Raw genomic sequence first — 12,563 nt, forward strand, 5'->3', positions numbered from 1 at the left:
AACCACTGCGCCCTCGACCTCAATGCCTGTAAGAACTAGTGGACCAGGGCCATGCCCGAGGCCAGTTGCATGACACGTTCCTGAGTCGCTTCGGCACGGTCGAGGGTGCCCATCAGCTCGCCTTCGTGCATGACCATGACCCGGTCACTCATGCCCAGCACTTCGGGGAGTTCCGAGGAAATCATGATCACCGCCATGCCCTCGCTGGCGAGGAACGAGATCAGCCGATAGATCTCGGCCTTGGCCCCGACGTCGATGCCGCGGGTCGGCTCGTCGAGGATCAGGATCCGCGGGTTGGTCATCAGCCAGCGCGCCAGCAGGGCCTTTTGCTGATTGCCGCCCGACAGGGTGTCGATGCACTGCTCCAGCGACGGGGTCTTGACCCGCAGCTTCTGGCACATGTCCTCGCACAGGGCGCGCAAGGCCTTTTGCTGGACGAAACCACCGCCGGCGTAATGGGGCAGCACCGCCACCTCCATGTTTTCCAGGACCGACAGGCAGGGGAACAGGCCACTGAGCTTGCGATCCTCGGTCAGCAGGGCAAAGCCCTTCTCGATGGCCAGGTGCGGGTTGCCGATGCGCAATGGCTGGCCGTCGAGGCGGATTTCGCCGCCGTCGCTGGGGGTGATGCCGAACAGGGTTTCGGCGACGTTGGTCCGCCCCGAGCCCATCAGCCCGGCGATACCGAGAATCTCCCCGGCGTGCAGGTCGAACGACACCCCGGCGAAGATCCCGTCCAGGCGCAGGTCGCGCACCGACAGCAGCAGATCGCCGATGGGCTTTTCCCGCACTGGGAACAGCTGGCTCAGCTCGCGCCCGACCATCATCGAGATCAGGCTGTCGCCGTCCATGCTGTCGGCGCGTTGCAGGCCGATGTAGGCGCCGTCGCGAAACACCGCGACTTCATCGGCGATGGCGAACACTTCATTCATTTTGTGGGTGATATAGATGATGCCCTTACCCTGGGCCTTGAGGTCGGCAATGATCGAGAACAGGTGCGCCACCTCCTTGTCGGTGATGGCCGAGGTCGGCTCATCCATGATCAGCACATCGGAGTCGTAGGACACCGCCTTGGCAATCTCGACCATCTGCCGTTCGGCGATGCTCAGGTTGCCCACCTGCTCCTCGGGGTCGAGGTCGATGCGCAGGCGCTCCAGCAGCCGGGCGGTGCAGCGGTGCATCTCGCGGTGATCGATCATGTGCAGGCCGTTGAGTTGCTCACGGCCGATCCAGATATTTTCGGCGATGCTCATGTGCGGCATCAGGTTGAGTTCCTGGTGGATCATCGCGATCCCCGCCTGCAACGCCGCAAGCGGCGTGCCGAACACCACGGGCCGGCCCTTGAGCCGCAGCTCGCCGGCATCGGGCTGGTAAATGCCGGCGATGATTTTCATCAGGGTCGACTTGCCCGCACCGTTCTCGCCCATCAGCGCCAGCACCGTGCCCGGGCGCACCCGCAGCTGCACATCGGACAGGGCAATCACACCAGGAAAGCCCTTGCTGACGTTGATCACTTCCAGCAGGTAGGGTTCGTCCGTGGCCAGGGCGCCAGGCGGGATCGCCAGCGGCGCAGTGCTCACAGCAGTCGCGCGAGAGAACATGATCAGGTACTCCATCAGCCAGGCGGCCCGAGGCTGCCTGGCCGCTTATTGTTGTTATTGAACGGACGATGACGGTGTCGATGCCCCGCCGCTCTGGCGCCGGGGCGAGGTCAGCGGCATTACTTGAACTGGTCGACGTTGTCCGGGGTGATCAGGCGATAAGGCACCCAGACAGCTTGTTCCACCGGCTCATGCTTGATCATCTTCACCGCGGTATCGATCGAGCCGTCGGCCTGGCCCTTGGCATCCTGGAACACCGAGACCGTCAGGTCGCCCTTCTTCACCGCACGCAGGCCGTCGGGCGTACCGTCGACCCCGGCGATCAGCACGCTGCCCTTCTCCACCCCGGCCTGCTTGAGGGCCATGGAGGCGCCGATGGCCATTTCGTCGTTGTTGGAAACGATGGCGTCGAACTTGCGGCCCTGGGTCAGCCAGTCGTTGACCAGGGTCATGCCTTTATCCCGCAGCCAGATGCCGGTCTGTTCCTGGTCGACCTTGATCCCCGGGTACTTGGCCAGCACTTCCTTGACGCCCTTGGTGCGGTTAGTGGTGGAGTTGTTCGCCAGGTCGCCGAGGAGGATCACGATGTCGCCCTTGCCGCCCATCTTCTCGGCCAGGTACTGCATCTGCATCTGCCCCGCTTCCAGGTCGTTGGAGGCCACGGTGACCACGCCCTTGGGCAGGTTCAGGTCATCCGGGCGGCGGTTGACGTAGACCAGGGGAATGCCGGCCTTGACCGCCGCTTCGGTGATTTTCCGGGTGGCGGCGGTATCCACCGGGTTGACCACGATGGCATCGACTTTCTGGCTGATAAAACTTTCGACCTGGCTCAGTTGCTTGACCACGTCGCTGCGGGCGTCCTCGAACTGCAACTTGACCCCATCGGGCAGGGACTTGGCCTTGTGGTCCATGGACTCGCGCAGGTAGGTCAGCCAGGTGTCATCGAACTGCGACATGCTCACGCCGATCTTCAGGTCGGCAAAGGCCGCGCCGCTGCTAAGCATCAGTGACAGGGCCAGCGTGGCGAAACGGGTCTTGGTCTTCATGAAAGGTCTTTCTCCACATTCTTGTAGGTTTTATGGATAAGGCGCAGAAGCAACTCAGTGCGGCAGGCGCACGATGGGCGCGCCGGGAATGCAGCACACCAGCGCACCGTTGTGCTCGATGCACAACAGGCCGAAAAAATACTGGAACACAGAAAGGTGCACGGCCCGGGGCAGTTCGGGGTCGCTCGGAACATGGCTGGAGCGTGGCTGGGACGTGGAAGGCAGAACGTGCGACGCACTGTTGGAGGTTTTCATCGACGGCACCTGATTTGTTTTTGTTGGCAGGCTCTCCAGGGAATCAAGCAGTGCTTGAAGCCCATCGGAGCCTTCGATAGTCGGCAACCTGGAAATGACTTTATTGGAAAATAATTTCTATATCAACTAATTTTAGAATTTTATTCTAATTTTGTTCCGGGCTGGAAACCGTTGCCAATTCCACCACCTGGCGCCGCAGCCAGCTTAGCCGCGCGGCGTCCAGCACCTGGGTGGTGGCCAGCGCATCGGCGGGGTCCACGGGCAGTGCAGTCCCCTGTTCCAGCGCTTGCAACAGCTGCTGATAGAACTGATTCCAGGCCCCGCGCTCGGAGGTGATGCGCTCGCGTTCCTGGCCCTGCTCGAACCAGCCCCAGCGCCGATGCTCTTCGACGCCCCAGCGCTCGCCTTCGGTTTTCGGCGAAAGACCGGCCACCAGCGCCTGTTCCTGGCCATCCAGGCCATCGACCGTGTAACAGCCGGCCGTGCCATTGACCCGAAAACGCGGCCCCTGGCTGTTTTGCAGGCAACTGCCGGCCAGATGGGAGACCACCCCGTTGACGTGGCTCAGGGACACAAAAAAGCCGTGGTCGACCTCCGGTTCCTCGGGGGTGTAGTGCAGCTCGGCATACACCCGCACCACCGGCCCGAACAGTTGCAGCGCCTGATCCACCAGGTGGCTGCCCAGGTCCCGAAGGAAGCCGCCGCCACTGTCATTGCCCAGCGACTGCGGCGCGTAGCGTTCGACCTTGGATTCGAAGCGAGTGATCCGGCCCAGGGTTCCGGACTCGATCAGTTTGCGCACCGTGAGAAAGTCCGAGTCCCAGCGCCGGTTCATGTAAACGCTGAGGGGCACCTGGCGCGCGGCGGCGCTGTCGATCAGCAACGCCGCCTGTTGTGCATCGGTCGCGAAAGGCTTGTCACTGACCACCGCGATGCCGCGTTCGATCGCCTCCAGCACCAGCGCCGGGCGCCCTGCCAACGGCGTCGAGACCACCAGCACATCGACCCCGGCCTCGGCCAGTTGGCCGATGCTGTCGAACGCCGCCAGGCCCGGGTGATCCTGGGCCAGCAACTGCCGACGCTCGGCCGAACGGGTGACGACCCCGACAAACTGCGCGCCGGGCAAGCTGGCAATCAGCGGCGCATGAAAGTGACGGCCGCCATGGCCGTATCCGACAAGACCTATACGCATACATCCTCCTGCTGATGGGGCGGCGCGCCAGGGCCGCAAGAGCACATGCGGCCTGGCGCCTGCCGTTGGGTAGGGGTTGCGGTTTAGCGGCACAGCTCACTTTTGACGCGCTCAAGCATCATCAGGCTGGACTGATCGGGGCGGTCTTCCCAGGCGAACACCGAGACCGTGGCAATGCCATCGAAGCGGATCTCGCGCAGGGTGGAGAAGAAGGTTTCCCAATCCACTTCGCCCTGGCCGATGTCCAGGTGCTGGTGCACGGTAGCGTGCACGCCCGGTGGGTTGACGATGTAGCGCTGGCCCGATGAGGCCCGGTGGTTATAGGTATCAGCAATGATCAGGTGCGCCAGCTTGTCGCCGGCGTACTTGAGCATCGGCGCGATATCGCCTTTGCCGTCGTCATAGAAGAAGGTGTGCGGCGCGGCGTAGACGTAGTTGATCCAGTCCCGGTCCAGGCCACGGATGATGTCCACCGCCTCATTGTTGCGCTCGCAGAAATCGTAGGGGTGCGCCTGGATATTGAGTTTGACGCCCTCGCGTTCGAACTCCGGCATCAGCTCGTCCATGGAGCGCATGAACTGGTTCTCGCACACCAGGGCCTTGTCCGACTGGCCGGTGAACTCGCTGTTGACCAGCTCGCAGTCCATCTCGACGGCGATCTGGATCGCGCGTTTCCAGTTGCGCACCGCCGCCACCCGCAGGCCTTCATCGGCGCTGGCCCAGTGGTACATGGGCAACAGCGAGGAGAGCTTGACCCCGCTGTCGCTCAAGGCCTTGCGAAACTCCTTGATCCGCGCCCGGTCGACCCGTGGCGCCTTGTAGAACGGCATGAAGTCTTCCCGGGGCGACAGTTCGATGTACTCGTAGCCCAGTTCCGCTGCCTTGTCGGTCATCTGGTTCAAGGGCAGATGGCGATACATATATGGATCGAGTGCAATACGCATAGGGTGTTACTCCCTCAAAAGTTGGCTCAACGGGCCCTGAATCCTCGGGCCGCGTGCGGATGCTGGCCATCCGCAGCGCCTTGCTGACACCTGACACTGCTACGGCGCCCACTCGGGCCTCGCGGAGCTCGGCAGCGGCTACAGGGTGTGGGATTCGAGCTCCAGGGTTTCGTTTGAGATCGGGTATCAGCCATAAAACGCCGGGCGGTCCGGCAGGGTGATGTTGACGATTGCGCCGCTGCCCTGAGCCTCGACACAGGCATCGGCGGCCACCGCCGCGGCAAAGCCGTCCCAGGCCGAAGGGCCGCCGACCTTGCCGGCGCGCACGCCGTCGATAAAGGCCTGCAACTCGACGTCATAGGCGGCGATAAACCGGTCTTTCCAGTCCATCAGAATCGCGTTGGACAGTTTGGCGCCGCTGCGCAGTTGCACCTGGGACGGCTCCGGCAGACGGGCGATACCGCTCTCCCCCACCACTTCGCACTGGATGTCGTAGCCGTACTGGCAGTTGACGAACACCTCGACGTCGATGCGCGTGCCCTTGGCGGTTTCCAACAACACGATCTGCGGGTCCTTGAGGTGCGCATGGGCCTTGCTGGTCTTGCGCGGGAACACCACCTGCACCGACACATAATCGTCGGCCAGCAACCAGCGCAGTACGTCCAGCTCGTGGATCAGGGTGTCGGTAATGGCCATGTCGGTCTTGTAGTTCTCGCCCACAGTCGGGTTGCGGTGGGCGCAGTGCAGCATCAACGGTTCACCGATCTGGCCGCTGTCGATCACCGCCTTGAGTGCACGGTAACCCTGGTCATAAGGGCGCATGAAACCGACCTGCACCAGGCGCTTGCCGTGGGCCACCTCGGCTTCGACGATGCGGCGGCAGCCTGCCGCGGTCACCGCCAGCGGCTTCTCGCAGAACACTGGCTTGCCCGCGGCGATGGCCGCCAGCACGAACTCTTCATGGCTGGGGCCCCAGGAGGTCACCAGCAACGCCTCGACCTCCGGCGCGTTGATCAACCGGTGACCGTCGGGGTAGACCTCGGCGCCCAGGCCCAGGTCGGCCACGACCTTGGCCGCCTGCTGCAAATTGATGTCGGTGACGGCCACCACCTGGCTGTTGAGCAGGGTCTGGCTGCAACGGCGAATGTGATCCTGGCCAATGGCACCGGTGCCGATAACGCCCAGTTTTAACGAATGAGACGACGAAGACATGGCTACACTCCTGCGGTTGTTCAGTTCAGGGCAATCAGTACTGCCGGGCCTTGGCCAGGCGTTCGTTGAGGGTCTTGGCCACCGCGTCGGTGCGGGCGCTGGTGGAGACCTGGGCCACCCCTACCCGCCACCAGGACAGGTACTTGTGGATCATGGTCTTGGGCAGGACCTTGATATCGATCAGGGTCGACACGGTCTGGGTCCGGGCATCCGCCAGGGCCGCCTGCAATTGCTCCTCGGTGCTGACCTTGTAGGTCTTGCAGCCATAGGCCGCGGCGCTCATGGCAAAGTCCACCGGCACGAAGCCGCCGTCGAGCTTGCCGGTGTCCGGGTTGCGGAAACGGAACTCGGTGCCGAAGCTGTCCATGCCGTGTTCCATCTGCAGGTTGTTGATGCAACCGAAGGTCATGTTGTCCAGCAGCACCACATTGATCTTGCGCCGCTCCTGGATCGAGGTGACCAGCTCCGAGTGCAGCATCAGGTACGAGCCATCCCCCACCAGCGCGTAGACCTCACGTTCGGGCTCGGCCAGCTTGACCCCCAGCGCCGCGCTGACCTCGTAGCCCATGCACGAATAGCCGTACTCCACGTGGTAGGTGTTGACCCCCTTGCTGCGCCAGCTGCGCTGCAGGTCGCCGGGCAAACTGCCGGCGGCGGCGACAATCACCGCATCGTCGGCCAGGGCCTGGTTGAGCACCCCCAGCACCCGGCTCTGGGTCAGGCAGGAGCCGGTCAGTTCGATAAATTCCCGCAGCACCGCCGGGTCCAGGTGGTCGTTGATTTCCGGGACGAAGCCGTCACTTTGGTAGTGCACCTGATAGACCCGATCCACCTCGGCCTCCAGTTGCGCCCTGGCGTCCTCGATCTGCCCGCCCCAGGCCGCCTGATAGTCGCTGCGCCCCAGGGCCTCGCTCAGTGCCTGCAAGCCGATCCGGGCATCGGCCAGCAGCTGCACGCCGTCCAGTTTCAGGGCATCGCAGGGGCTGATATTGAGGTTGAGAAACTGCACCTGAGGCTGCTTGAACAGGGATTTGGAGGCGGTGGTGAAGTCGCTGTAGCGGGTGCCGATGCCGATGATCAGGTCGGCTTCCGGCGCCAGCAGGTTGGCCGCCAGGCAGCCGGTCTCGCCGATGCCGCCGAGGTTCAGCGGGTGGCTGGAAAGCAGCGCGCTCTTGCCGGCCTGGGTCTCGGCGAATGGAATCCCGAAGCGCTCGGCAAATGCCTGCAAGGCCTGGTTGGCGCCGGCGTACTTGACCCCGCCGCCACAGATGATCAGCGGCTTGCGCTTGCCCTGAAACAAGGCCACCGCGTCGGCCAGCATGGCCTCGGTGGGCGGCCGGCGGTCGATGCGGTGCACGCGTTTTTGCAGGAAGTAATCCGGGTAATCGTAGGCCTCGGCCTGCACATCCTGGGGCAAGGCCAGGGTCACCGCACCGGTTTCGGCGGGGTCGGTGAGCACGCGCATGGCGTGGATCGCCGCGCTCATCAACTGCTCGGGGCGGTTGATCCGGTCCCAGTATTTGCTCACGGCCTTGAACGCATCGTTGGTGCTGATGCTCAGGTCATGGAACTGCTCGATCTGCTGCAACACCGGGTCCGGCTGGCGGCTGGCGTAGACATCCCCCGGGAGCAGCAGCAAGGGAATGCGGTTGGCGGTGGCCGTGGCGGCGGCGGTCAGCATATTGGCCGCGCCCGGGCCCACCGACGAACTGCAGGCATAGATCTTGCGCCGCAGGTGCTGCTTGGCAAAACCGATGGCGGCATGGGCCATGCCCTGCTCGTTGCGCCCCTGATGCACCAGCAGATCGCCGCTGTCCTGCTCCAGGGCCTGGCCCAGGCCGAGCACATTACCGTGGCCAAAAATGGTGAAGATCCCGGCGACGAACTTGCTCTGCACCCCATCGACCTCGACGTACTGGTTGTCGAGGAATTTCACCAGGGCCTGGGCCATGGTCAATCGTGTCGTACTCATGTCCGTTCCTTCCAAAGAAACCGAAAACCTGCTGTGTACGGTGCTCGGCCCGGCTCAGGCCAGGGCTTGGCGCAAATGGGCGATGCTGGCGCCGATGGCCTGCCGGATATCCGCCAGGCCATGCACGCTGTCGGCGAACGGTTCGAACGACAGGTAGCCGCGATAACCGCTGCTGAGCAGGGTGTCGATCTGCGCCGCATTGCCGAGGATGTCCGCCTCGCCCACCAGCACCCGATGACCGTCGCGGATGCTGTTCAGCGGCGCCTGGGCATCCTCGACCCCGGAGATATGCACCAGCCCGGTCAGCTCGGGGAAGAACTCATGCTCGCTGGCCAAGTGATGGTGGAAGGTGTCGTGCACCAGGCGGAACACATCCAGGCCACCGATGGCGCGGATCGCGTCCACCGCCACCCGCTTGCGCCGCAGCGCGCACTCTTCAAAACCCAGGGGCTCGATAAAACCCAGCAGCCGGTGTTCCCGCAGGATCGGCGCCAGCTGGGTCAAGGCGGTGCGCAGGCCGGCGCTGCGTTCGGCCTCGCTGCGTGGGTCGGCCGGGTCATTCAACGGGCACATCACCAGGCCTTCGGCGCCGCAATCGCGGGCATAGGCCGCCAGTTTCAGCACCTGTTCCCGGCGCTGGTCATTCCACACATCAAAGGGGTACAGGGCGTTGATCGACAGCACCTTGATGCCCTGGGCCGCGCACAGCTCGCGCACCTCCTGCGGCGGCGTGCCGTCTTCAATCTCGACCCCCTTGAGGTCATTGCGGATTTCGATCGCGTCGGCCTTGAGGCTGACCGCGAGGTTGATGAATTCAGGCAGGGACAAACGGGGTGCAACCATACGGTTCAAGGCGAAACGCAGGGGCTGGCTCATTCTTGTTCTCCGCAACGCAACGGGTTGATGTGAATTATTGGGCAGTCGGCATGCTGAATTCAGGGCCTTTGGCGATGCTGTCGGGCCAACGCTGCATCACGCTTTTGTAGCGGCTGTAGAAGCGCATGCCTTCTTCGCCATAGGCATGGTGGTCGCCGAACAGCGAACGCTTCCAGCCGCCAAAGGAGTGCCAGGCCATGGGCACCGGAATCGGCACGTTGATGCCGACCATGCCGACCTTGATCGTGCGTGCAAAGGCCCGGGCCACACCGCCGTCGCGGGTGAAGCAGGACACGCCGTTGCCGAACTCGTGGGCATTGATCAAGGCCACCGCGCTGGCGAAATCCGCGACGCGGACGATGCCCAGCACCGGGCCGAAGATTTCCTCCTGGTAGATGCTCATCTGCGGGGTCACCCCATCGAACAGGGTGGCGCCGACGAAAAAGCCCTGCTCCGCCCCCGGCACCTTGAACTGGCGCCCGTCCACCAACAGCTGCGCGCCCTGGGCCACGCCCTGGTCGATAAAACCTTCAACCTTGGCCTTGTGCTGCGCAGTGACCAGCGGCCCCATGTCGCTGTCGCCCTGCATGCCGTTGCCGACCTTGAGCCGATCGATGCGCGGCAGCAGTTTGGCGATCAGCGCGTCGCCTACCTCGCCCACCGCCACCGCGATCGAAATCGCCATGCAGCGCTCGCCGGCCGAGCCGAACGCCGCACCGATCAGGGCGTCCGCCGCCAGGTCAAGGTCGGCGTCGGGCATCACGATCATGTGGTTCTTGGCCCCGCCCAGGGCTTGCACGCGCTTGCCTCGGGCACTGGCCTGCTGGTGGATGTACTCGGCAATCGGGGTCGAACCGACAAAGGAGATCGCCTCGATGTCCGGGTGTTGCAGCAGGCCATCCACCGCGGCCTTGTCGCCCTGCACCACATTGAATACGCCATCGGGCAGGCCGGCTTCGGTCAGCAGGCGAGCCATCAGCAGGCTGGCGGACGGGTCGCGTTCGGAGGGCTTGAGGATGAAGCAGTTACCCGTGACCAGGGCCATGGGGATCATCCACAGCGGCACCATCACCGGGAAGTTGAACGGGGTGACCCCGGCGCATACGCCCAGGGGCTGGCGCAGGTTCCAGTTATCGATACCGCCGCCGATGTTGTCGCTGAAATCGGTCTTGAGCAGGCTCGGTGCGCCACAGGCGTATTCGACGATCTCGATGCCACGGGTGACTTCGCCCATGGCGTCGGACAGCACCTTGCCGTGCTCGCGGGTGATGATCTGCGCCAGCTCCTGATGGTGACGGTCCAGCAGTTCCTTGAACTTGAACATCACCCGCGAACGGCGCAGTGCCGATTGCTCGGACCAGGCCGGGAACGCCCGGCGCGCCGACGCCACCGCCTGCTCCACGGTCTGCAGGCTGGCCAGGGCCACCTGGGCCTGGACCTCGCCCGTGGCCGGGTTGAACACCGGGCTCGAACGCTCGCCCTGGGTGTGAACCTGGCCGTCGATGTAATGACCTACTACCGGGGTATCGCTCATTGTTCTTGTGCTCCCTCAAGGGTTGAAAGGTTGGGCTCAGAGGTCCAGCAGCCAGCTGTGCCGGGGGTCGTTATGGAACTGCCAGACGCGCTTGGGCCCGGCCATGACGTTGAGGTAATAGGACTCGTAGCCGTAGGGCACGCTGACCGGGTGATACCCCTTGGGCACCACCACCAGGTCGCTGTTTTCCACGGCCATGGCCTGGTCGATGCTGCGGTCGTCGGTGTATACCCGCTGGAACACGAAGCCCTGGGGCGGATTGACCTGGTGGTAGTAGGTTTCCTCGAGAAAGCTCTGGTGCGGCAGGTCATCGGTGTCGTGCTTGTGCGGCGGGTAGCTGGAGGAATGCCCGGACGGCGTGCGCACCTCCACCACCAGCAGCGAGTGAGCCGGCTCGGTGTCCGGCAGGATGTCGCACACATAACGGGTGTTGGCACCCTTGCCACGCACACTGCGCTTGCACTGTTCGGGACGGATCAGGCGCGGGGCAAAACGCTTGTCCGGGGCACCGGGGGCGGCGCAGACGGCGATCTGCACATCGCTCAGGGCGGTGACCTGGGCCTGGCTGCCGGGCGGCAGGTAGGCGGCGAACGGCGACTTGTCTTCAAATACCGACTGCCGATCACCCAGGTTCTCCCAGGCGAACCCGCCCTGCCCTGGCGCTTCGCCCCGAATATCCACCCGGCCGCCGAGCAGCACCAGGCACAGCTCCTTGTCCCCGGCGCTGACCGGCAGGGTTTCGCCGAGGCTCAGGCGATAGGCGGCAAAACCGACGTAGGTCAGTTCGCCCTCCTGCAACTGGACCATGGTCCGGCCCTTGGCAGCACTCTTGACCAGCAGGCTCATTGCGCCACCCCCCGGCTGTGCTGCGCCGTGCCGAGCAAATGGCGCAGGGTTTCGTAGCCCTTCTTGGCGTAGGCATAGCTGGGGGCCACCGCCGGGTCCTGCTCCGCCTCGACCACCAGCCAGCCCTGGTAGTCGGCGTCCAGCAACACCTCCAGCAGCGCGGCAAAGTCGATGTCGCCATCGCCGGGCACGGTAAAGGTGCCGTTGATGATGCAGTCCGGGAAACTCCAGAGGTTATTGCGCGCCAACTGCACCACCGGCTTGCGCACGTCCTTGAAATGCACGTGGCACACGCGGTCGATGTGTTTGCGCAGCACCTCCAGCGGTTCGCCGCCGCCCATGTAGCAGTGGCCCGAATCGAACAGCAGGCCAACTTCACGGCCGGTCAGTTGCATCAACTGATCGATGTCGGCCGGGGATTCGACGTAGGCCCCCATATGGTGGTGATAGGCCAGGCGCACGCCCCGGGACAGGGTGAAGCGCGCCAGCTCGGTGAGCTTGTCGGCGTAGGCCTGCCAGGCCTGCTGGCTGTGAAAGCGCGGGCGCTCGACCAGGGCAATGCGCTGGCCCTGGATCGAGTCGGCGACTTCGCCATAGACCAGGACCTTGGCCCCGTTCTGCGCCAGCAGCTCGACATGGCTGGCAATGGCGTCGATCTCCTCGGCCGCCGAGCGCCGGGCCAACTGGCTCGAATACCAGCCCGAAACCAGCGCCAGGCCGTAGGGCCGCAGCACATCAGCGACGCCCTTGGCGTCCCTGGGGAACTTGCCGTTGAGCTCGAAGCCTTCGTAGCCGATCTCGCGGCCTTCGCTCAAGGCCGTGCTCAGCGGCGTTTCACCGCCCAGGGACGGCAAGTCGTCGTTGCTCCAGGAGATCGGGTTGATGCCAATTCTGATACTGGGCATGGCGCTACCTTTTATTGTTGTTCGTCAAAAAACGTTGAGCGGTTGGGCTGGAAATCGTCGTCCGTGGATCTGGAAAACAGCGCTGTTCATGCTGGCCAGCGCAGCCTTCGGCTGCGGCTACAGGGTGGGCTGATCAGGCGTTGCAGGCGCTGCCGAGGAGCGAGGCTGCGCTGGCCCGAA

General features: G+C 64.1%; 12 protein-coding genes. 1 reads left to right on the plus strand and 11 read right to left on the minus strand.

The annotated features are described in order from the left end of the window. Positions 1-35: 35 nt before the first annotated feature. From MF4836_RS18370 to iolE, 11 genes are all read right to left on the minus strand, one after another. Positions 36-1,601: a sugar ABC transporter ATP-binding protein gene (locus tag MF4836_RS18370; protein WP_078471556.1), complete on the minus strand. Its 1,566-nt coding sequence runs from the start codon at positions 1,599-1,601 to the stop codon at positions 36-38. 119 nt (positions 1,602-1,720) lie between these two features. Continuing rightward, positions 1,721-2,647 (minus strand): sugar ABC transporter substrate-binding protein, encoded by a 927-nt coding sequence (locus tag MF4836_RS18375; RefSeq protein WP_078471464.1) that lies wholly within the window; start codon positions 2,645-2,647, stop codon positions 1,721-1,723. 54 nt (positions 2,648-2,701) lie between these two features. Further along, positions 2,702-2,902, minus strand: a complete 201-nt coding sequence (locus MF4836_RS18380; RefSeq protein ID WP_078471465.1) for a hypothetical protein — start codon at positions 2,900-2,902, stop codon at positions 2,702-2,704. A gap of 145 nt (positions 2,903-3,047) precedes the next feature. After that, positions 3,048-4,094 (minus strand): Gfo/Idh/MocA family protein, encoded by a 1,047-nt coding sequence (locus tag MF4836_RS18385; protein ID WP_078471466.1) that lies wholly within the window; start codon positions 4,092-4,094, stop codon positions 3,048-3,050. Positions 4,095-4,177: 83 nt separating this feature from the next. After that, positions 4,178-5,038 (minus strand): sugar phosphate isomerase/epimerase family protein, encoded by an 861-nt coding sequence (locus tag MF4836_RS18390; RefSeq protein WP_078471467.1) that lies wholly within the window; start codon positions 5,036-5,038, stop codon positions 4,178-4,180. Between the two features lie 186 nt (positions 5,039-5,224). Beyond that, entirely contained in the window at positions 5,225-6,250 is a 1,026-nt protein-coding gene (locus MF4836_RS18395) for a Gfo/Idh/MocA family protein (RefSeq protein ID WP_078471468.1), read from the minus strand. A gap of 34 nt (positions 6,251-6,284) precedes the next feature. Next, the gene (iolD, locus tag MF4836_RS18400) at positions 6,285-8,222 is read right to left on the minus strand and encodes a 3D-(3,5/4)-trihydroxycyclohexane-1,2-dione acylhydrolase (decyclizing) (protein ID WP_078471469.1); all 1,938 of its coding nucleotides are present in this window, start codon (positions 8,220-8,222) and stop codon (positions 6,285-6,287) included. Between the two features lie 54 nt (positions 8,223-8,276). Then, the gene (locus tag MF4836_RS18405) at positions 8,277-9,098 is read right to left on the minus strand and encodes a TIM barrel protein (protein ID WP_078471470.1); all 822 of its coding nucleotides are present in this window, start codon (positions 9,096-9,098) and stop codon (positions 8,277-8,279) included. A 34-nt stretch (positions 9,099-9,132) separates the two neighbouring features. Further along, entirely contained in the window at positions 9,133-10,632 is a 1,500-nt protein-coding gene (locus MF4836_RS18410) for a CoA-acylating methylmalonate-semialdehyde dehydrogenase (protein ID WP_078471471.1), read from the minus strand. Positions 10,633-10,668: 36 nt separating this feature from the next. Next, entirely contained in the window at positions 10,669-11,478 is an 810-nt protein-coding gene (gene iolB, locus MF4836_RS18415; RefSeq protein ID WP_078471472.1) for a 5-deoxy-glucuronate isomerase, read from the minus strand. Next, positions 11,475-12,383: a myo-inosose-2 dehydratase gene (iolE, locus tag MF4836_RS18420; protein ID WP_078471473.1), complete on the minus strand. Its 909-nt coding sequence runs from the start codon at positions 12,381-12,383 to the stop codon at positions 11,475-11,477. Before iolE ends, iolB begins: the two co-directional genes overlap by 4 nt. Between iolE and MF4836_RS35385 the strand changes: the two genes are divergently transcribed. Continuing rightward, the gene (locus MF4836_RS35385) at positions 12,361-12,516 is read left to right on the plus strand and encodes a hypothetical protein (protein ID WP_161955750.1); all 156 of its coding nucleotides are present in this window, start codon (positions 12,361-12,363) and stop codon (positions 12,514-12,516) included. The two genes, iolE and MF4836_RS35385, sit on opposite strands and share 23 nt — an antisense overlap. Positions 12,517-12,563: the final 47 nt, after the last annotated feature.

The organism is Pseudomonas sp. MF4836, from assembly GCF_002018875.1.
In the GTDB taxonomy this organism is placed as follows: Bacteria; Pseudomonadota; Gammaproteobacteria; order Pseudomonadales; family Pseudomonadaceae; genus Aquipseudomonas.

Excerpts from the sequence above, each read along its gene's own strand:
- MF4836_RS35385 (WP_161955750.1), top strand. The coding sequence starts at position 12,361 with ATGCCAATTCTGATACTGGGCATGGCGCTACCTTTTATTGTTGTTCGT.
- MF4836_RS18390 (WP_078471467.1), bottom strand. The coding sequence starts at position 5,038 with ATGCGTATTGCACTCGATCCATATATGTATCGCCATCTGCCCTTGAAC.
- iolB (WP_078471472.1), bottom strand. The coding sequence starts at position 11,478 with ATGAGCCTGCTGGTCAAGAGTGCTGCCAAGGGCCGGACCATGGTCCAG.
- MF4836_RS18395 (WP_078471468.1), bottom strand. The coding sequence starts at position 6,250 with ATGTCTTCGTCGTCTCATTCGTTAAAACTGGGCGTTATCGGCACCGGT.
- MF4836_RS18405 (WP_078471470.1), bottom strand. The coding sequence starts at position 9,098 with ATGAGCCAGCCCCTGCGTTTCGCCTTGAACCGTATGGTTGCACCCCGT.
- MF4836_RS18410 (WP_078471471.1), bottom strand. The coding sequence starts at position 10,632 with ATGAGCGATACCCCGGTAGTAGGTCATTACATCGACGGCCAGGTTCAC.
- iolE (WP_078471473.1), bottom strand. The coding sequence starts at position 12,383 with ATGCCCAGTATCAGAATTGGCATCAACCCGATCTCCTGGAGCAACGAC.
- MF4836_RS18370 (WP_078471556.1), bottom strand. The coding sequence starts at position 1,601 with ATGTTCTCTCGCGCGACTGCTGTGAGCACTGCGCCGCTGGCGATCCCG.
- iolD (WP_078471469.1), bottom strand. The coding sequence starts at position 8,222 with ATGAGTACGACACGATTGACCATGGCCCAGGCCCTGGTGAAATTCCTC.
- MF4836_RS18375 (WP_078471464.1), bottom strand. The coding sequence starts at position 2,647 with ATGAAGACCAAGACCCGTTTCGCCACGCTGGCCCTGTCACTGATGCTT.
- MF4836_RS18380 (WP_078471465.1), bottom strand. The coding sequence starts at position 2,902 with ATGAAAACCTCCAACAGTGCGTCGCACGTTCTGCCTTCCACGTCCCAG.
- MF4836_RS18385 (WP_078471466.1), bottom strand. The coding sequence starts at position 4,094 with ATGCGTATAGGTCTTGTCGGATACGGCCATGGCGGCCGTCACTTTCAT.